This window comes from Pseudomonas agronomica (genome assembly GCF_025917275.1).
Lineage (GTDB): Bacteria > Pseudomonadota > Gammaproteobacteria > Pseudomonadales > Pseudomonadaceae > Aquipseudomonas > Aquipseudomonas agronomica.
Genome location: NZ_JAOSHO010000053.1, coordinates 1 through 19,312, shown reverse-complemented (window position 1 = coordinate 19,312; position 19,312 = coordinate 1). Strand labels below are relative to the sequence as shown.

Sequence of the window (19,312 nt, the reverse complement as noted above, 5' to 3'; positions counted from 1 at the left end):
TCGGCCATCGTGGTTAATGGGGCGTCGAAGATCAAAGTCCAGATCAAGATCAAGAGCGGGGTGCGCGCCGATCCAAGCCCCAAACGATGCATAAAAAAACGGCGCTTTCCTTTCCAGGAAAAGCGCCGTTTTTTATGAGCATCTATATCAGTCGATGTACTCGAACAATTTCACAATCTTCTGCACCCCAGACACACCCTGCACCAGGTTGGTCGCCTGCGCAGCCTCTTGCTTGGTCAGCAGCCCCAGCAGATAGACGATCCCGTTCTCGGTCACAACCTTGATGCGCGATCCTGGAATGCTGGCGTCGGTCAACATCTGCGTCTTGATCTTGGTCGTCAGCCAGGCATCGTTCTGGCGCGCCAGCAGCGAAGAGGGTTGCAGAACCTGAAGTTCGTTATGCACCGTCTTGACCCGCTGTACCGCGCTGGCTTCCTGCTCGGCCTTGGCCTTCAGGTCGGCGCGCGGGGTCTGGCCGGCCAGCAGTACCACACCGTTGAAGCTGGTGACGACGATGTGCGAGTTGTTGTCCAGGTCCGGGTCGGCCTTGGCGATGTTCACGCCAACTTTGGTTTCGATCAGCGAGTCATCGATCTTGCTGCCGAAGGTGCGGGTGCCGCGGTCGTCTTCAATCGGCTTTTCCCGGCTGGCGTTAACCACCGATGTGCAGCCGCTGATGCCGAGGCACAGGGTCAGGGCCAGAAGGCCTAGGCGATTAGGGGTCATTCTTCACTCCCGAACAGTTGGCTGTCGATCAAGTCGCAAAGGCAGTGGATCGCCAGCAGGTGGACTTCCTGGATACGTGCGGTGACATTGGCTGGTACGCGAATCTCGACGTCTTCAGGCAGGAGCAGGGATGCCATGCCGCCGCCGTCGCGACCGGTCAATGCTACGACAATCATTTCGCGATCATGTGCGGCCTGGATCGCTTGAATAATGTTGGCCGAGTTGCCGCTGGTAGAAATCGCCAGAAGCACATCGCCGGGCTGGCCGAGGGCGCGGATCTGCTTGGAGAACACCTCGTTGTAGCTGTAGTCGTTGGCGATCGAAGTGATCGTCGAGCTGTCGGTCGTCAGTGCGATGGCCGGCAGGCTCGGGCGTTCGCGTTCGAAGCGGTTGAGCAGCTCCGAGGAGAAGTGCTGGGCGTCGCCGGCGGAGCCACCATTGCCGCATGAGAGCATCTTGCCCTCGTTGAGCAGGGCGTTGACCATCACTTGGCTGGCTTGCTCGATGTGCGGTGCAAGTACGTCCATCGCCTGTTGCTTGGTGTCGATACTGGCCTGAAAAAGCTGGCGGATTCGCGATTGCATGTCCATCTGTGTGACCTTAAGTAGCGCGACTTATCGGCACAGGCATGTGCGGCGCGCAAAGCAAAGAGCAAAAAAGTTAAGTGAGGGTGTCCGGCTCGGCTGGGCGCTCAACTGTCGAAGGCATTCTGCAGCCAGTTCAGCTGGTCGACGTTGCTGTCGATGGCAACCACGTCGAAGCGGCAGGGATGATCGGCCCAGCGAGACTCGCTTTGCAGGAAATACTGCGCAGCGAAAACCAGCTTTCGGCGTTTGCGCTCGTCGATGCTGTCGAGCGCGCCACCCCATTGGGTATTTTTTCTGTAGCGGACTTCGACGAATACTACTGTATCGCCGTCAAGCATGACCAGATCCAGTTCGCCGCGTTTGCATAACCAGTTCTGCGCCACCAGGCGCAGGCCTTGTTGCTGCAGATGCGCGAGGGCGTGGCCCTCGGCATCTTTCCCGCTTTGCAAGTGGGATCGATCAGGCATCAGCGCTGGGTGTCCGGCAGGCGCTGCACCTGGCCGTTGACGAATTGAGCCCACGGCAATTGGCGTTGCACGCGCTGGGTCGGCGAGATGGCGAGGCTGCCTGACAGGCCTTCGATGCGGCTCTCCGGCAGCGCCTTGAGTTGGCCCAGGCGGGGAGCGAGGCGATAGGCGTCAGCACCCATCGCGTACAGTCGGCCCAGGCTGCCACCGGCCTGGGGCCATTGTGCAGTCACCTGTTGGCGCAGTGGGTCGTTGGCATCGAGCAACCAGGGCGTTTCGCAGAAGCGCACGCCATTCATGTCGTTGTACTGATTCTGGTCGCCGCTGACGCTGAACACTGAAGACGTTGCGTACACTGGCACGTCGCCGGCGTACTGGAAGTTCAGCGTTGGTTTGATCTGCTGGGCCTGCTGTGGCGTCGAGGCGAGGAAAATGAACTCGATGTCCTGGCGACGCGACGGCTGGGCGGCTACCGTGGTGCCTACCGTATTTTGCAGGCTCTTGGCGCGACCTTCGCTCTGGCGCAGTTGGAACATGTCGGCGATCTGCTGGGCCAGTTGCACGGGTTGGTCGACACGCTCGATCGCAACGATGGTTCCGCCGTTGGCTTGCCAGTCCTGGCTGAATGCCTTCAATACACGATCACCCCATTCGCCTTTCGGCACCATGGCAGCCGCGCGATGCAGGCCATCGGCGCGGGCGCGACGGGAGACTTCGCGGGCTTCGTCTTCCGGGGCCAGGCCGAACTGGAACAGCTGGGGAGGGCCTTGTTCGCCTTCGCTGTAGTTCAACGCCAGGGTGGTGATCGGCAGTTGCGGGCGTGTGCTGATCTGTTTGACCAGAGGTTTTTCCAGCGGGCCGACCACCAATTGCACGCCGTCGGCCTGGGCCTTGCGATAGAACTCATCCATGGAGGTCAGGCTGGCGCTGTCATAGATCTGGATGCTAGGCGGCTTCTGCCCGGCCTGTTGAGCCTGGTAGTGCGCGGCCATGAAGCCGTCACGCAAGGCTTTGGCGACTGAGGCCAGCGGGCCGTTCTGCGGTAGCAGCAAGGCGATCTTGCTCAGGGGCTGGCTCGCCAGTTCCTTGAGCTTGACCAGCGGCGTCGGCAGTTGGAGCGCGGCCGGATGCTTCGGGTTCTGTTCGCGCCAGTGGTCGATCGCGGCTTGTTGCTGTTCCAGGGTGCCGGCAGTTTTCACAGCCTTGGCAAGGCTCAACCAGCCTCCGAGGTCATCGGTGGTGGTCGGCTGCAGTTGGTCGGTAGGCAGTGAGGCAATCAGCGACCAGATCGTTTCGTGGTTTTTTGCAGCCGCTTCGCCTTCGAGCAGCGGGGCGATAAAAATCCGCTCCTTGGCGGCGGCCAGGGTCTGGCCATCGGCTTCAAGGGCGCGAGCGCGGACGGTGCCGGTGCGGACTTGCTGTTCCACCGGCATTTCGCTCAGGTGCTGCAGGCTCGGATGGCTCAGCGAAGTCAGGGCAGCCTTGGGCTGGTTGCGCGTCATCGCCAGTTCGGCCGACAGCGTGCTGGCGAAAATCTGCTGGCCGGGCTTGAGTTGCTCCATCGGCACCTGCTGCAGGATCTGCGCGGACTGGCCGGCATTGCCTTGACGATAGGCCAGGTCTGCGGCGCTCAGGCGCAGCAGGGCCGCTTTTTCCGGTGATTTGCTTTGGGTGGCCTGTTCGAGCAACTGCTCGATACTGGCATCCGGGGTCCGAGGAAGTTCGCCAAGGCTGGACGAGGGCGAGCTGGCACAAGCCGCCAGGAGGGCAGCGAGGCAGAGGGCGGAGAGCAGCCGCAGGCAAGCGATCATGTAAATGTTCCTGATACGAGATCAAATTAGCGTCGAATTGTACCCAAGCACTGGCCGGGGCGCGATGTTAGTGGTGTGAATCGATCAATTTAGGTATTTCAAAGAGTGCGGCGCAGCACAAAAGAAGGGCATTGACCCCTGTGCGAGGGAGCTTGCTCCCGCTGGGCTCTGTAGGAGCTGGCGTAGCCTGCGATCTTTTGGGACTCAAGTGTCTGGAAAAAAAACGCAGCCTCGCTTAGCTCGTCAGCTCCTACCCGCCCAACCGAGACCGCCGCGACGCGCTACAATGCCGCTCTTTACCGACCATGAGGTACGCGTTTTGACTGCTCCAGGTGCTTTGAATTCCGCTGCCGGCTCGCTTTACGTGGTGGCGACGCCCATCGGCAACCTGGATGATATCAGTGCCCGGGCGCTGAAAATCCTGCGGGAAGTCGCCCTGATCGCAGCTGAAGACACGCGTCACTCCCAGCGCCTGATGCAGCATTTCGGGATTTCCACGCCATTGGCGGCGTGCCACGAACATAACGAGCGGGACGAGGGCAGTCGTTTCATCACCCGCCTGCTGGCGGGCGATAACGTGGCGCTGATTTCCGATGCGGGCACGCCGCTGATTTCCGATCCGGGTTATCACCTGGTACGCCAGGCGCGTGCTGCTGGTATCAATGTGGTGCCGGTGCCCGGGGCTTGCGCATTGATCGCGGCGTTGTCGGCTGCTGGCTTGCCGTCGGACCGGTTTATCTTCGAGGGTTTCCTGCCAGCCAAGGCGGTGGGACGGCGGGCGCGCCTGGAAGCTATAAAGGAAGAGCCGCGCACGCTGATCTTCTATGAGGCGCCGCACCGCATTCTGGAATGCTTGCAAGACATGGAGCAGGTCTTCGGTGCCGAGCGTCAGGCGTTGTTGGCCCGGGAGTTGACCAAGACGTTCGAAACCCTCAAGGGCCTGCCGTTGGCAGAGTTGCGTGCCTTCGTCGAGAGCGACAGCAATCAACAGCGTGGTGAGTGCGTCGTGCTGGTGGCGGGCTGGACGCCGCCTGAAAGTGAAGACGCGGTCAGCAGCGAGGCCATGCGCATTCTCGACTTGTTGCTGGAGGAAATGCCGCTCAAGCGGGCCGCGGCCCTCGCGGCGCAGATCACCGGCGAGCGCAAGAATGTGCTGTACCAGGTCGCGTTGGAAAAACAGAAGGGTCAATGAAACCGGCGCATCGGGCTGGCCATGGGCTTTTATCGCTTGTTCTTGAGCCGCTCTACCGTTAACCTTCGCGGCGGAGAGTCGATCGGACAGTCGCTGCCCTCTATGAAAATTAGGGGGGGGAGGAAAGTCCGGGCTCCATAGGGCGAAGTGCCAGGTAATGCCTGGGAGGCGTGAGCCTACGGAAAGTGCCACAGAAAATAACCGCCTAAGCGCTTCGGCGCCGGTAAGGGTGAAAAGGTGCGGTAAGAGCGCACCGCACGGCTGGCAACAGTTCGTGGCTAGGTAAACCCCACTTGGAGCAAGACCAAATAGGGTCCCAAGGCGTGGCCCGCGCTGGGACCGGGTAGGTTGCTAAAGATGTCCAGTGATGGCCATCGTAGACGAATGACTGTTCAAGACAGAACCCGGCTTACAGATCGACTCTCCACCTTTTCCCTCCCTGCTGGAATCACTGGCAGAAGCCATTCCTAATACCAAAAAAATCTTACTCTTAACAAATCACTTTAACTTGTGCGCGCAGCCTCCTGTGTTGCTTCGGGTTGGAGCGAATTTTCCTACGTCAGATTCTTGTTACCCCTCCTGAAACGCTCCTAAATCTCCGATCTATAAGGCTTTTCCTTCATTACGCGCCTTGACGGTGCGGTGGGCGCATTCCTATAGTGTGCGCAAGTGGCGGAAAGTGGCATGAAGTGGGTTTTTTTGAAGGTAAAACGCCAAAAAGTGGAGAAACGCTGACGTGTTTCGCGGAGCTAACGCAATCAGTCTCGATGCAAAAGGCCGGCTCGCCATGCCCAGCCGGTATCGTGACGAGCTCGTTTCGCGAAGTTCGGGGCAGTTAATCGTCACGATCGACGCTGTTGATCCATGTTTGTGCGTTTACCCCTTGGATGAGTGGGAAATCATCGAAACCAAACTGCGCGCACTGCCTTCGTTGCGTGAAGAAAACCGCCGCCTGCAACGCTTGCTGATCGGTAATGCCGTCGACCTTGAACTCGACGGCAGCGGTCGTTTCCTGGTTCCGCCTCGCCTGCGCGAGTACGCCAAGCTGGACAAGCGCGCGATGCTGGTGGGCCAACTGAACAAGTTCCAATTGTGGGACGAAGATGCCTGGAATGCGGTCTCTGCCGCTGACCTCGCTGCTATTCAACAACCGGGCGCCATGCCTGACGAACTGCGTGATTTGATCCTGTGACTATTGATAGCGGCTTTAACCACATCACCGTACTGCTTGACGAGGCCGTCGAGGCTCTCGCCGTACGTCCTGATGGCTGCTATCTGGACGGCACATTCGGGCGCGGGGGGCACAGCCGGCTGATCCTCAGCCAGCTCGGGCCGGACGGTCGGTTGCTGGGATTCGACAAGGACCCTCAAGCGATTGCCACCGGGCAAGCGCTAGCGGCCGAAGACGGCCGCTTTGTCGTTGTGCAGCGCAGCTTTGCCGAGTTGGGTGCGGAAGTCGCCGAGCGTGGCCTGGCCGGCAAGGTCAGTGGTGTGCTGCTCGACCTGGGCGTGTCCTCGCCGCAACTGGATGACCCGGAGCGCGGCTTCAGTTTCCTCAATGACGGCCCGCTGGACATGCGCATGGACCCGTCCCGCGGCATCAGCGCTGCTGAATTCGTCAATACCGCCCCGGTGGAAGAAATCGCCCGTGTCTTCAAGGAGTACGGCGAAGAGCGTTTCTCCGGCCGCATGGCCCGTGCCGTGGTCGAGCGTCGTGACATCAAGCCGTTCGAGCGTACCGGTGACCTGGCCGAAGTGCTGAAAGTGGCCAACCCTGCCTGGGAGAAGGGCAAGAACCCGGCAACCCGGGCTTTCCAGGGCTTGCGCATCCACGTCAACAACGAACTGGGCGATCTGGAAGTCGGTCTCGAGGCGGCGCTTGAAGCGCTGGAGGTCGGTGGTCGCCTGGTGGTGATCAGCTTCCACTCCCTGGAAGACCGCATCGTCAAGCTGTTCATGCGCAAGCTCACCAAAGGCGAAGCCGATAACCTGCCGCGCAACCTGCCGGTGCGTTTCGAGGCTTTCGTACCGAAAATCAAGATTCACGGCAAAGCGCAGTTCGCCTCCGAGGCCGAGCTCAAGGCCAATCCACGTGCCCGTAGTGCGGTCATGCGCGTCGCGGAGAAGTTGCGGTGAGCAAGCTCTTCGCCAAGCCCCTGCCGGGCGGCAGCTTTTTCATGCTGCTGCTGTTTATCGGCGTGCTCGTGTCGGCCATTGCCGTGTCTTACAGCGCGCACTGGAACCGCCAACTGCTCAACACCCTTTATAACGAGCTGAGCGTCCGCGACAAGGCGCAGGCCGAGTGGGGCCGGTTGATCCTGGAGCAAAGCACCTGGACCGCCCACAGTCGTATCGAAGTGTTGGCCACTGAACAATTGAAGATGCGCATCCCTGGTGCCGCCGAAGTCCAGATGGTGACACCATGATGAAGCTCGAAGGGGCACTGTTCCCGTGGCGGTTCCGTCTGGTCCTGGGCTTGCTCGGCATCATGGTGGCCGCGATTTCGTGGCGCATCATCGACCTGCAAGTGGTCGATCGCGATTTCCTCAAGGGCCAGGGCGACGCTCGCAGCGTGCGTCATATTCCGATCCCGGCCCACCGTGGCCTGATCACCGACCGCAATGGCGAACCGTTGGCCGTGAGTACGCCGGTGACGACCTTGTGGGCGAACGCCAAGGAAATGCAACAGGCCAAGGAGAAGTGGCCGGCGCTGGCTGCCGCGCTCGGCCAGGATCCCAAGGCGCTGGCCGAACGGCTTGAATCCCAGGCCAATAAAGAATTCATCTATCTGGTGCGCGGGTTGACCCCCGAGCAGGGCCAGAGCGTGCTTGATCTGAAAGTGCCGGGCGTCTACGGCATCGAAGAGTTCCGCCGCTTCTACCCGGCCGGTGAAGTCACTGCCCATATGGTCGGGTTTACCGACATCGATGATCGAGGGCGGGAAGGGGTCGAACTGGCCTATGACGAATGGCTCGCCGGGGTCGCCGGCAAGCGCCAGGTCATCAAGGACCGGCGCGGCCGGTTGATCAAGGATGTCCAAGTCACCAAAAACGCCAAGGCCGGCAAGCCCTTGGCGTTGTCCATTGACCTGCGCCTGCAATACCTGGCCAACCGCGAGTTGCGCAATGCCATCGTCGAGAACGGTGCCAAGGCCGGCAGCCTGGTGATCATGGACGTGAAGACCGGTGAGATCCTCGCCATGGTCAACCAGCCGACCTACAACCCGAACAACCGTCGCAACCTGCAACCGGCGATGATGCGCAACCGCGCCATGATCGACGTGTTCGAGCCCGGTTCGACCATGAAGGCCGTGTCCATGGCCGCCGCCCTGGAAACCGGGCGCTGGAAGCCGAGCGACACCGTCGAGGTTTATCCGGGCACGCTGCAGATCGGCAAGTACACCATCCGCGACGTGTCCAAGACCGAAGGGCCGGTGCTTGACCTGACCGGTATCCTGATCAACTCCAGTAACGTCGGCATGAGCAAGATCGCCTTCGATATCGGCGGCGAAACGATCTATCGCCTGGCCCAGAAAATCGGCCTCGGCCAGGACACCGGCCTGGGCTTCCCGGGCGAGCGCGTCGGCAACCTGCCCAACTACCGCGACTGGCGCAAGGCTGAAACCGCCACGCTGTCGTACGGCTACGGTGTTTCCGTGACCGCGATCCAGCTCGTCCACGCGTTTTCCGCGCTGGCCAACAATGGGCGCATCGCACCGCTGACCCTGATCAAGACCGACAAGGCGCCGCAGACGACCCAGGTCATCCCGGAAAACGTCGCCAAGACCATGCAGGGCATGCTGCAACAGGTGATCGAGGCGCCGCGCGGTGTCTTCCGCGCCCAGGTCCCGGCCTATCACGTCGCCGGCAAGTCGGGTACGGCCCGCAAGACGTCCGTGGGCACCAAGGGCTATGCCGAAAACTCCTATCGTTCGCTGTTCGCCGGCTTCGGCCCGATGAGCGACCCGCGCTACGCCATCGTGGTGGTCATCGACGAACCGAGCAAGGCCGGCTATTTCGGTGGCCTGGTATCGGCGCCGGTGTTCAGCAAAGTCATGTCCGGCACCCTGCGCCTGATGAACATTACCCCGGACAACCTGCCGCCGACCCAGCAGGCGAGTACCGCCCCGGTCGTTCCCTTGAAAGCTGACGGAGGGCGTGGCTGATGTCCCTGAGCCTGAACAAGATTTTTGCCCATGCCGGTCATGACCTGCTGATCCGCGAGTTGGCGCTCGACAGCCGTGCCGTACGCGCCGGGGATCTGTTCCTGGCGGTGCCGGGCGCCCGTTTTGATGGCCGCGACCACATCGCCGATGCCTTGAAGCGCGGTGCCGCCGCCGTGGCCTATGAAGTGAACGGCGCAACCGTGCTGCCGATCACCGACGTCCCGCTGATCCCGGTCAAGGGGCTGGCGGCGCAGTTGTCGGATATTGCCGGGCGTTTCTACGCAGAGCCCAGTCGTCATCTGAATCTGATCGGCGTGACCGGCACGAACGGCAAGACCAGCATCACCCAACTGGTGGCACAGGCGCTGGATCTGCTCGGGCAGCATTGCGGCATCGTCGGGACCCTGGGCAACGGTTTCCACGGCGCGCTGCAAAGCGGGCTGCACACCACGCCAAACCCGATTGCCGTGCAAGCGACCCTGGCCGACTTGAAGAAGGCCGGCGCCAAGGCTGTCGCGATGGAAGTGTCTTCCCACGGTCTCGATCAAGGTCGCGTCACCGCGTTGGCCTTCGACGTTGCGGTGCTGACCAACCTGTCCCGCGATCACCTGGACTACCACGGCACGATGCAGGCCTACGGCGAGGCCAAGGCCCGGCTGTTTGCCTGGAACAACCTGAAGTGCCGGGTCATCAACATTGATGACGAGTTCGGTCGGCAACTGGCCGCCGAGCAGCGCGAGTCCCGGTTGATCACCTACAGCCAGGAAGACGCCAGCGCCTACCTTTATGTCCGCCAGGCGCAGTTCGATGACGAAGGCGTGCGCGCCACGCTGGTCACGCCCCAGGGCGAGCATCATCTGCGCAGCACCTTGCTGGGCCGATTCAACCTGAGCAACGTATTGGCCGCGGTCGGCGCCTTGCTCGGGCTGGACTATGCGTTGGACGAAATTCTGAAGGTCTTGCCGAAGCTTGAAGGCCCGGCCGGACGCATGCAGCGCTTGGGCGGCGGCACCCAGCCGTTGGTGGTGGTCGATTACGCCCATACCCCCGATGCGTTGGAAAAAGTCCTCACGGCGTTGCGCCCTCACGCCAAGGGTCGGTTGCTGTGCCTGTTCGGCTGCGGCGGCGATCGTGACCGTGGCAAGCGTCCGTTGATGGCTGAAGTCGTGGAGCGGCTGGCCGATGGTGTCCTCGTCACTGACGACAACCCGCGCAGCGAAGACCCGTTGCGGATTTTCGACGATATCCGCGCCGGTTTCTCGGCGGTGGATAACGTCACCTTCGTGGCTGGACGCGGCCAGGCCATTGCCCAATTGATCGCCAGTGCGTCGGCGGATGATGTCATCGTCCTGGCCGGCAAGGGGCACGAGGACTACCAGGAAATCAACGGAGAGCGCCACGCGTTTTCCGACCTGGTGGAAGCCGATCACGCGCTGACCGCATGGGAGGTGGCCCATGCTTAAGGCCTGGAAACTCAGCGAGCTGACCAACGCCCTGAGCGCGCGCCTGATCGCGGCGGACGCCACGTTCAACGGCGTCAGCATCGACAGCCGGGCGATCACGCCGGGCCAATTGTTCATCGCCCTGGCCGGGCCGCGTTTCGACGGCCATGATTATCTGAACGAAGTGGCGGGCAAAGGCGCGGTCGCAGCGTTGGTCGAGCGCGAAGTGACCAACAGCACGCTGCCGCAATTGCTGGTCGGCGACACCCGCCAGGCCCTGGGCCAGCTCGGTGCGCTGAATCGCGCGGCGTTTGCCAATCCGGTCGCGGCTATCACCGGCTCCAGCGGCAAGACCACGGTCAAGGAAATGCTCGCCAGCATCCTGCGCACGCGCGGTCCCGTCCTGGCGACCCGTGGCAACTTGAACAACGACCTCGGCGTACCGTTGACCCTGCTTGAACTGGCGCCTGAACACAGTGCCGCCGTCATTGAACTGGGTGCTTCGCGCCTCGGCGAGATAGCCTACACGGTCGGCATGACCAAACCCCACGTGGCGGTGCTCAACAACGCCGGGACCGCCCACGTCGGCGAATTCGGCGGCCCGGAAAAAATCGTCGAGGCCAAGGGTGAAATCATCGAGGGGTTGGCTGCCGATGGCGTCGCCGTGCTCAATCTCGACGACAAGGCATTCGAAATCTGGAAGGCCCGGGCGGGCGAGCGCAAGGTGCTGACCTTCGCCCTGAGCAACCTCGCCGCGAATTTCTACGCCAGCGACCTGGACCGCGATGCCCGCGGCTGCCCGGCGTTCAATCTCCACAGCCCCGACGGTGCCGAGCGCGTGCAGTTGAACCTGCTTGGTACGCACAACGTTGCCAATGCCCTGGCCGCCGCTGCAGCCGCCCATGCCCTGGGTGTCTCGCTGCCAGGCATCGTCGCCGGGTTGAACGCGGTGCAGCCGGTCAAGGGCCGCAGCGTCGCGCAACTGGCGAGCAATGGCATGCGCGTCATCGATGACACCTACAACGCCAACCCGACCTCGATGTGCGCGGCCGTGGACATCCTCGCCGGCTTCTCCGGTCGTACCGTGCTGGTGCTCGGCGATATCGGCGAGTTGGGCGAGTGGGCGCAGCAAGGTCACCATGACGTCGGCGCGTATGCGCGCGGCAAGGTCGACGCGCTGTACGCCGTTGGCCCGATGATGGCCCACGCCGTGGCGGCGTTTGGCGAGCACGCACAGCATTTCACGACTCAGGCCGAACTGATCCAGGCCCTGGGCGCCGAGCAAGACCCGAACACCACCTTATTGATCAAGGGCTCACGCAGTGCGGCGATGGAAAACATCGTGGCGGCTTTGTGCGGCACCCGTATGGAGAAACATTAATGCTGCTGCTGCTAGCGGAGTACCTGCAACAGTTCTACAAAGGCTTCGCGGTCTTCCAGTACCTGACCCTGCGCGGGATCCTGGGTGTGCTGACCGCGTTGTCGTTGTCGCTGTTCCTGGGGCCGTGGATGATCCGCACCCTGCAGAGCCTGCAGATTGGCCAGTCGGTCCGTAACGACGGCCCACAATCGCACCTGTCCAAATCCGGTACGCCGACCATGGGTGGTGCGCTGATCTTGTCGTCCATCGGCATCAGCACCTTGCTCTGGGCTGACCTGGCGAACCGTTACGTCTGGGTCGTGCTGCTGGTGACGCTGTTTTTCGGCGCCATCGGCTGGGTCGATGACTACCGCAAGGTCATCGAGAAGAACTCCCGTGGGCTGCCCAGCCGCTGGAAATATTTCTGGCAGTCGGTGTTTGGCCTCGGCGCGGCGATCTTCCTTTATATGACCGCCGCCTCGCCGGTAGAGACCACCCTGATCCTGCCGATGCTCAAGGACTACAGCATTCCGCTGGGCGCGGGCTTCATCGTGCTGACCTACCTGGTGATCGTCGGTTCGAGCAACGCGGTCAACCTCACCGACGGCCTCGACGGCCTGGCGATCATGCCGACGGTGATGGTCGGCGGCGCGCTGGGGATCTTCTGCTACCTGTCGGGTAACGTGAAATTCGCCGAATACCTGCTGATCCCTTACGTACCGGGCGCGGGCGAGTTGATTGTGTTCTGCGGCGCGCTGATCGGTGCCGGCCTGGGCTTCCTGTGGTTCAACACGTACCCGGCGCAAGTCTTCATGGGCGACGTCGGCGCGCTGGCGCTGGGCGCGGCCCTGGGCACCATTGCCGTCATCGTTCGCCAGGAAATCGTCCTGTTCATCATGGGCGGCGTGTTCGTGATGGAGACCCTGTCAGTCGTCATTCAGGTTGCCTCCTTTAAATTGACCGGCCGCCGCGTATTCCGCATGGCGCCGATCCACCACCATTTTGAACTCAAGGGCTGGCCCGAGCCGCGCGTGATCGTCCGTTTCTGGATCATCACCGTGATCCTGGTGCTGATCGGCCTTGCCACCCTGAAGCTGAGGTAGAACGAGTGTCCCTGATCGCTTCTGACCACTTCCGCATCGTTGTCGGCCTCGGCAAGAGCGGCATGTCCCTGGTTCGCTTCCTGGCGAGCCGGGGCGTGTCGTTTGCCGTGGCCGATACGCGGGAAAATCCGCCGGAGCTGGCCACGCTGCGCCGTGACTATCCGCAGGTGGACGTGCGTTGTGGCGAATTGGACGTCGAGTTCCTGTGCCGCGCCGATGAGCTCTACGTGAGCCCCGGCCTGGCGCTGGCGACCCCGGCCTTGCAGGCTGCGGCCGCCCGTGGTGTGAAAATGTCCGGCGACATCGAGCTGTTTGCGCGCAACGCCAAGGCACCGATCATCGCCATCACTGGCTCCAACGCGAAGAGCACCGTGACCACCCTGGTCGGCGAAATGGCTGCTGCTGCCGGCAAGCGTGTCGCCGTGGGCGGCAACCTGGGCACGCCGGCGCTGGACTTGCTCAATGACGATATCGAGTTGTACGTCATGGAGCTGTCGAGCTTCCAGCTTGAAACCACCGACCATCTCGGCGCCGAAGTGGCGACCGTGCTCAACATCAGCGAAGACCACATGGACCGCTACAGCGGCCTGCCGGCTTATCACCTGGCCAAGCATCGGATCTTCCGCGGCGCCCGCCAAGTGGTGTTCAACCGCCAGGATGCGTTGACCCGTCCGCTGATGGGCGAAGGCCTGCCGTGCTGGACCTTCGGCCTCGGTGCCCCTGATTTCAAAGGCTTCGGACTGCGCGAAGAGAATGGCGAAAAATACCTCGCCTTCGAGTTCCAGAACCTGATGCCGGTGCGCGAACTGAAGGTTCGTGGCGCTCACAATCAGGCCAACGCCCTGGCGGCGCTGGCCCTTGGGCATGCGGTCGGCTTGCCGTTCGACGCCATGCTCTCGGCCCTGCGCAACTTCGCCGGGCTCGAACATCGCTGCCAGTGGGTGCGCGATCTTGATGGCGTGGCCTGGTACAACGATTCCAAGGCCACCAACGTCGGTGCCGCGCTGGCTGCCATTGAAGGCCTGGGCGCGGACATCGACGGCAAGCTCGTGCTGATCGCCGGCGGCGACGGCAAGGGCGCCGACTTCAAGGACCTGCGCGACCCGGTGGCCGCCAACTGCCGTGCCGTGGTGCTGATGGGCCGCGACCGCGAGCTGATCGCCGCTGTACTCGGCGATGCGGTGCCGCTGGTGCGCGTCGCTTCGCTGGACGAAGCCGTGCAACAGTGCCGTGCCCTTGCACAACCCGGCGATGCCGTCCTGTTGTCGCCGGCGTGCGCCAGTTTCGACATGTTCAAGAACTACGAAGAGCGCGGGCGATTGTTCGCCCGGGCCGCGGAGGACTTGGCATGAGCCTGATGAACATCATCAAGCCGTACCCGTCGCCATTGATTACCGGGCGCGGCATCGACCTGGATTTCCCGATGCTCGCCGGTTGCCTGGCCTTGCTCGGCCTGGGCCTGGTGATGATCACCTCCGCATCGTCGGAAGTGGCCGCCGTGCAGTCGGGCAACACGCTTTACCACATGATCCGTCACCTGGTTTACCTGGTGATCGGCCTGGGTGCGTGCGTCGTCACCATGATGGTGCCGATCGCCACCTGGCAGCGCCTGGGCTGGATGATGCTGCTCGGTGCCTTCGGCCTGTTGGTCATGGTGCTGGTGCCGGGCATTGGCCGTGAGGTCAACGGCTCGATGCGCTGGATCGGCTTCAGTTTCTTCAACGTCCAGCCTTCGGAAATCGCCAAGGTCTTCGTGGTGATTTTCCTGGCCGGTTACCTGGTGCGTCGCCAGAAGGAAGTGCGCGAGAGCTGGATGGGCTTCTTCAAGCCGTTCATTGTGCTGTTGCCGATGGCGGGCCTGCTGCTGATGGAGCCGGACTTCGGCGCCACGGTGGTGATGATGGGCGCGGCGGCGGCCATGCTGTTCCTCGGTGGGGTGGGGCTGTTCCGCTTCATCCTGATGGTGGCGCTGGCGGTGGCGGCGGTGACCGTGCTGGTGCAGGCGCAACCGTATCGGATGGCGCGCCTGATCACCTTTACCGATCCGTGGGCCGACCAGTTCGGTTCCGGCTATCAATTGACTCAGGCGCTGATCGCCTTCGGTCGCGGCGAGTGGCTGGGCGTAGGCCTGGGCAACAGCGTGCAGAAGCAGTTCTACCTGCCGGAAGCCCACACCGACTTCGTATTCTCGGTTTTGGCCGAAGAGCTGGGCGTGGTGGGTTCCCTGTGCACCGTCGCCCTGTTCGTATTCGTTTGCGTACGCGGCATGTACATCGGCTTGTGGGCCGAGAAGGCCAAGCAGTTCTTTGCCGCCTATGTGGCGTATGGCCTGTCTTTCCTGTGGATCGGCCAGTTCCTGATCAATATCGGCGTGAATGTCGGCCTCTTGCCGACCAAGGGCCTGACGTTGCCGTTCCTCAGTTACGGCGGCAGCTCCCTGGTGATCTGCTGTGCCTGTCTCGGCCTGTTGCTGCGCATCGAATGGGAGAGCCGCACCCACCTGGGCAGCGAAGAGATGGAGTTCCAGGAGAGCGACTTCGCCGAGGAGCCGACTCATGGGCGCTAACGTGCTGATCATGGCCGGCGGTACGGGCGGGCATGTGTTCCCGGCGCTGGCCTGTGCCCGGGAATTCCAGGCGCGCGGTTATACCGTGCACTGGCTGGGCACGCCCCGGGGCATCGAGAATGAATTGGTGCCGGCCGCTGGCCTGGAGCTGCACCGGATCAATGCCAGCGGTTTGCGAGGCAAGGGCAAGCTGTCGCTGCTCAAGGCACCGTTGATGCTGCTCAAGTCGGTCTGGCAAGCGCGGGCGATCATTCGCCGGCTGCGGCCTGTATGTGTGGTCGGCTTCGGTGGTTATGTGACCGGTCCGGGTGGCGTTGCGGCAAAACTGGCCGGCGTGCCAGTGATCGTCCACGAGCAGAATGCCGTGGCCGGTACCGCCAATCGGTTACTGGTGCCGTTGGCCGCCCGGGTCTGTGAAGCCTTTCCCGACACCTTTACCCTGTCGGGCAGCCGGCGTACCACCGGGAATCCGGTGCGCACCGAGCTGTTCCTCGATACACCGCGACCGGCCCTGGCCGGACGCAAGGCGCGTTTGCTGGTCCTGGGCGGAAGCCTGGGGGCAGAACCGTTGAACAAACTGCTGCCCGAAGCCTTGTCGCAGGTCGCCGTCGAACTGCGCCCGGAAGTGTTTCACCAGGCTGGCAAGAACCACGATGAAGTGACCGCCGAGCGCTACCGCGCCGTTGGCGTCGAGGCGCAAGTGCAGCCTTTCATCAAAGACATGGCCCAAGCCTATGGCTGGGCCGACCTGGTGATCTGCCGCGCAGGCGCGCTGACCATCAGTGAACTGGCTGCCGCCGGTCTGCCCTCGATGCTGGTGCCTTTGCCCCACGCCATCGACGATCACCAGACCCGCAACGCCGATTATTTGGCCCGTGAAGGCGCTGCCTTCCTGATGCCGCAAAGAACGACTGGCGCCGCGGATCTTGCCGCGCGCCTGACAGAGGTCTTGATGCAGCCGCAAACACTCGAAGACATGGCCCGCGCCGCGCGCCGCCTGGCCAAACCCGATGCCACCGCCCAAGTGGTCGATAGCTGCCTGGAGGTGGCCCATGGTTGAGAATCGCAAAGCCATGCCGCAACCGGAAATGCGCCGTATCCGCCGCATCCACTTCGTCGGGATCGGCGGCGTGGGCATGTGCGGGATCGCCGAGGTGTTGCTGAACCTGGGTTATCAGGTCTCGGGTTCCGACCTGAAGGCTTCCCCGGTCACCGAACGCCTGGAGTCCTTCGGCGCGCAGATTTTCATTGGTCACCGCGCCGAGAACGCCGCCAACGCCGACGTGCTGGTAGTGTCCAGCGCCGTGAACACCTCCAACCCGGAAGTTGCCACCGCCCTGGAACGCCGCATTCCCGTGGTGCCGCGTGCCGAAATGCTGGCCGAGCTGATGCGCTATCGCCACGGCATCGCCGTCGCCGGTACCCACGGCAAGACCACCACCACCAGCCTGATCGCCTCGGTGTTCGCCGCCGGTGGCCTGGACCCGACGTTCGTGATCGGTGGCCGGCTGAACGCCGCGGGCACCAATGCCCAATTGGGCACCAGCCGCTACCTCATCGCCGAAGCTGACGAGAGCGATGCGAGTTTCCTGCACCTGCAACCGCTGGTGGCCGTGGTGACCAACATCGACGCCGACCACATGGCGACCTACGACGGCGACTTCAACAAACTGAAGAAAACCTTCGTCGAGTTCCTGCACAACCTGCCGTTCTACGGTCTGGCGGTGGTGTGCCTGGACGATCCGGTGGTGCGTGAAATCCTGCCGCTGGTCAAGCGTCCGACCGTGACCTACGGCTTTGGCGAAGACGCCGACGTTCGCGCAATCAATGTGCGCCAGCAGGGCATGCAGACCTACTTCACCGTGCTGCGTCCTGATCGCGAGCCGCTGGACGTGTCGGTGAACATGCCGGGCAATCACAACGTCCTCAACGCACTGGCGACCATCTGCATCGCCACCGACGAAGGCGTCAGCGATGAAGCGATCGTCCAGGGCCTGTCCGGGTTCCAGGGCGTGGGCCGGCGCTTCCAGGTCTATGGCGAACTGCCGGTGGACGGCGGCAACGTGATGCTGGTGGACGATTACGGTCACCACCCGACCGAAGTCGCGGCGGTGATCAAGGCCGTGCGCGGCGGTTGGCCGGAGCGGCGCCTGGTGATGGTCTACCAGCCGCATCGCTACAGCCGCACCCGCGACCTCTATGACGATTTCGTCCAGGTCCTCGCCGACGCCAACGTGCTGCTGTTGATGGAAGTCTATCCGGCCGGCGAAGAGCCGATCCCCGGCGCCGACAGTCGCCAGCTGTGCCACAGCATTCGCCAGCGCGGCCAGTTGGACCCGATCTACATCGACCGCGGCGTGGACCTCGCGCCACTGGTCAAGCCGCTGCTGCGCGCCGGCGACATCCTGCTGTGCCAGGGTGCCGGCGATATCGGTGGCCTGGCCCCGAAACTGTTGAATAGTCCGTTATTCGCCGGAGCCATCGTGGCCTCCAGCGCGGGGAAACTGAAATGACTGCTGCCTACGCCAACCTGGTCTCGACCCTCGAGCCGAAAGCCTTCGGCCGCGTTGCCGTGCTGTTCGGCGGCAAGAGCGCCGAGCGCGAGGTGTCCCTCAAGTCCGGCAACGCCGTGCTGCAAGCCTTGCAAAGCGCCGGCGTCGATGCGTTCGGCATCGATGTGGGCGATGACTTTCTGCAGCGCCTGCTAAGCGAAAAGATCGACCGCGCCTTCATCATTCTCCACGGTCGCGGCGGCGAAGACGGCAGCATGCAAGGCCTGCTTGAATGCCTGGGCATTCCCTACACCGGCAGCGGCATCCTCGCGTCGGCCCTGGCGATGGACAAGCTGCGCACCAAGCAGGTCTGGCACAGTCTCGGCATCCCGACGCCGCGTCACGCCGTGCTGGCGTCCGAGGCCGATTGTATTTCGGCGGCGACGGAACTGGGCTTCCCTTTGATCGTCAAACCGGCCCATGAAGGTTCCAGTATCGGCATGGCGAAAGTGAATTCGCTGCCTGAGTTGACCGCAGCCTGGAAGGACGCCAGTTCCTACGATTCGCAAGTGTTGGTCGAGCAATGGATCACCGGTCCCGAGTTCACCATCGCCACCCTGCGTGACCAGGTGTTGCCCCCGATCGCGCTGGGCACGCCTCACACGTTCTACGACTACGACGCCAAGTACATCGCCAATGACACCCAGTACCGCATTCCCTGCGGGCTGGATGCTGCCAAGGAAAAACAACTGATGGACCTCACGGCCAAGGCCTGTGAGGCGCTGGGTATTGCCGGTTGGGGCCGGGCAGACGTGATGCAGGACGCCGATGGGCAGTTCTGGTTCCTGGAAGTCAACACCGCCCCCGGCATGACCGACCACAGCCTGGTGCCGATGGCGGCCCGCGCCGCCGGCCTGGATTTCCAGCAACTGGTGCTGTCGATCCTCGCCGCCAGTGTTGGCGAACAAGAGCCAAGAGGTTAAGCCATGCAAGGCGCATCGCTTCGTCATCAGCCCTCCGCACCCGGCCGCAAGCCGGTGCCGCGGGGTGCCAGCCGAATGGTGGCCAAGGAGCCGATGTCGGCGCGCCTGCCGAAAGCCAATTTTGGTTTTCTCAAGAGCCTGTTCTGGCCGGTGTTGCTGGTGGCGCTGGGGTTCGGTACGTACGAAGGCGCACAGCGGCTGCTGCCTTACGCCGACCGGCCGATCGCCCGGATCAACGTCCAGGGCGACCTGAGCTACATCAGCCAGCAGGCGGTGCAGCAGCGGATCGCCCCGTTCGTCGCGTCGAGCTTCTTCACCATCGACCTGGCGGGCATGCGCACGGAGCTGGAGCAGATGCCCTGGATCGCCCATGCCGAAGTCCGGCGGGTGTGGCCTGACCAGGTGTCGATCCGCCTGG

At 62.8% G+C, this 19,312-nt stretch carries 18 protein-coding genes and 1 other RNA gene; 15 read left to right on the top strand and 4 right to left on the bottom strand.

Annotation, left to right across the window (positions count from 1 at the left end):
- Positions 1-147: 147 nt before the first annotated feature.
- The 4 genes from OC610_RS06865 to OC610_RS06850 form a co-directional block, all read right to left on the bottom strand.
- Positions 148-726: a BON domain-containing protein gene (locus OC610_RS06865; RefSeq protein ID WP_030139689.1), complete on the bottom strand. Its 579-nt coding sequence runs from the start codon at positions 724-726 to the stop codon at positions 148-150.
- Positions 723-1,316 carry a phosphoheptose isomerase gene (locus OC610_RS06860; protein ID WP_007928463.1) on the bottom strand — a complete coding sequence of 198 codons (594 nt, stop codon included), beginning with the start codon at positions 1,314-1,316 and terminating at the stop codon, positions 723-725. The genes OC610_RS06865 and OC610_RS06860 overlap by 4 nt, the downstream gene beginning before the upstream one ends.
- Before the next feature lie 101 nt (positions 1,317-1,417).
- Complete coding sequence (locus OC610_RS06855) at positions 1,418-1,780, bottom strand: YraN family protein (RefSeq protein ID WP_264427135.1); 363 nt, start codon at positions 1,778-1,780, stop codon at positions 1,418-1,420.
- Positions 1,780-3,591: a penicillin-binding protein activator gene (locus OC610_RS06850; RefSeq protein ID WP_264427134.1), complete on the bottom strand. Its 1,812-nt coding sequence runs from the start codon at positions 3,589-3,591 to the stop codon at positions 1,780-1,782. Before OC610_RS06850 ends, OC610_RS06855 begins: the two co-directional genes overlap by 1 nt.
- A 286-nt stretch (positions 3,592-3,877) precedes the next feature.
- Between OC610_RS06850 and rsmI the strand changes: the two genes are divergently transcribed.
- From rsmI to OC610_RS06775, 15 genes are all read left to right on the top strand, one after another.
- A complete protein-coding gene (gene rsmI / locus OC610_RS06845) occupies positions 3,878-4,783 on the top strand; it encodes a 16S rRNA (cytidine(1402)-2'-O)-methyltransferase (RefSeq protein ID WP_264427133.1) in 906 nt (301 codons plus the stop codon).
- 74 nt (positions 4,784-4,857) lie between these two features.
- An RNA gene (gene rnpB / locus OC610_RS06840) (RNase P RNA component class A) lies at positions 4,858-5,211 on the top strand.
- A 308-nt stretch (positions 5,212-5,519) separates the two neighbouring features.
- Positions 5,520-5,975 carry a division/cell wall cluster transcriptional repressor MraZ gene (mraZ, locus tag OC610_RS06835; RefSeq protein ID WP_003205355.1) on the top strand — a complete coding sequence of 152 codons (456 nt, stop codon included), beginning with the start codon at positions 5,520-5,522 and terminating at the stop codon, positions 5,973-5,975.
- Positions 5,972-6,919 carry a 16S rRNA (cytosine(1402)-N(4))-methyltransferase RsmH gene (rsmH, locus tag OC610_RS06830; protein ID WP_408636554.1) on the top strand — a complete coding sequence of 316 codons (948 nt, stop codon included), beginning with the start codon at positions 5,972-5,974 and terminating at the stop codon, positions 6,917-6,919. Before mraZ ends, rsmH begins: the two co-directional genes overlap by 4 nt.
- A complete protein-coding gene (gene ftsL / locus OC610_RS06825; protein ID WP_210640760.1) occupies positions 6,916-7,209 on the top strand; it encodes a cell division protein FtsL in 294 nt (97 codons plus the stop codon). The genes rsmH and ftsL overlap by 4 nt, the downstream gene beginning before the upstream one ends.
- Positions 7,209-8,948, top strand: a complete 1,740-nt coding sequence (locus OC610_RS06820; protein ID WP_264427137.1) for a peptidoglycan D,D-transpeptidase FtsI family protein — start codon at positions 7,209-7,211, stop codon at positions 8,946-8,948. The genes ftsL and OC610_RS06820 overlap by 1 nt, the downstream gene beginning before the upstream one ends.
- Positions 8,948-10,411, top strand: coding sequence for a UDP-N-acetylmuramoyl-L-alanyl-D-glutamate--2,6-diaminopimelate ligase (locus OC610_RS06815; protein WP_264427132.1), 1,464 nt, complete (start codon positions 8,948-8,950; stop codon positions 10,409-10,411). Before OC610_RS06820 ends, OC610_RS06815 begins: the two co-directional genes overlap by 1 nt.
- On the top strand, positions 10,404-11,771 hold the full coding sequence (locus OC610_RS06810; protein ID WP_264427131.1) for a UDP-N-acetylmuramoyl-tripeptide--D-alanyl-D-alanine ligase: 1,368 nt from the start codon (positions 10,404-10,406) through the stop codon (positions 11,769-11,771). The genes OC610_RS06815 and OC610_RS06810 overlap by 8 nt, the downstream gene beginning before the upstream one ends.
- On the top strand, positions 11,771-12,853 hold the full coding sequence (mraY, locus tag OC610_RS06805) for a phospho-N-acetylmuramoyl-pentapeptide-transferase (RefSeq protein WP_264427130.1): 1,083 nt from the start codon (positions 11,771-11,773) through the stop codon (positions 12,851-12,853). The genes OC610_RS06810 and mraY overlap by 1 nt, the downstream gene beginning before the upstream one ends.
- A 5-nt stretch (positions 12,854-12,858) precedes the next feature.
- Positions 12,859-14,205 carry a UDP-N-acetylmuramoyl-L-alanine--D-glutamate ligase gene (gene murD, locus OC610_RS06800; RefSeq protein ID WP_264427129.1) on the top strand — a complete coding sequence of 449 codons (1,347 nt, stop codon included), beginning with the start codon at positions 12,859-12,861 and terminating at the stop codon, positions 14,203-14,205.
- A complete protein-coding gene (ftsW, locus tag OC610_RS06795) occupies positions 14,202-15,419 on the top strand; it encodes a putative lipid II flippase FtsW (protein ID WP_092204140.1) in 1,218 nt (405 codons plus the stop codon). The genes murD and ftsW overlap by 4 nt, the downstream gene beginning before the upstream one ends.
- Positions 15,409-16,479 (top strand): undecaprenyldiphospho-muramoylpentapeptide beta-N-acetylglucosaminyltransferase, encoded by a 1,071-nt coding sequence (murG, locus tag OC610_RS06790; protein WP_264427128.1) that lies wholly within the window; start codon positions 15,409-15,411, stop codon positions 16,477-16,479. Before ftsW ends, murG begins: the two co-directional genes overlap by 11 nt.
- Positions 16,472-17,932, top strand: a complete 1,461-nt coding sequence (gene murC, locus OC610_RS06785; RefSeq protein WP_264427127.1) for a UDP-N-acetylmuramate--L-alanine ligase — start codon at positions 16,472-16,474, stop codon at positions 17,930-17,932. The genes murG and murC overlap by 8 nt, the downstream gene beginning before the upstream one ends.
- Positions 17,929-18,894, top strand: coding sequence for a D-alanine--D-alanine ligase (locus OC610_RS06780; RefSeq protein WP_264427126.1), 966 nt, complete (start codon positions 17,929-17,931; stop codon positions 18,892-18,894). The genes murC and OC610_RS06780 overlap by 4 nt, the downstream gene beginning before the upstream one ends.
- A gap of 3 nt (positions 18,895-18,897) precedes the next feature.
- Positions 18,898-19,312, top strand: a 415-nt coding sequence (locus OC610_RS06775) for an FtsQ-type POTRA domain-containing protein (protein WP_264427125.1), incomplete at its 3' end; no start/stop codon positions are given.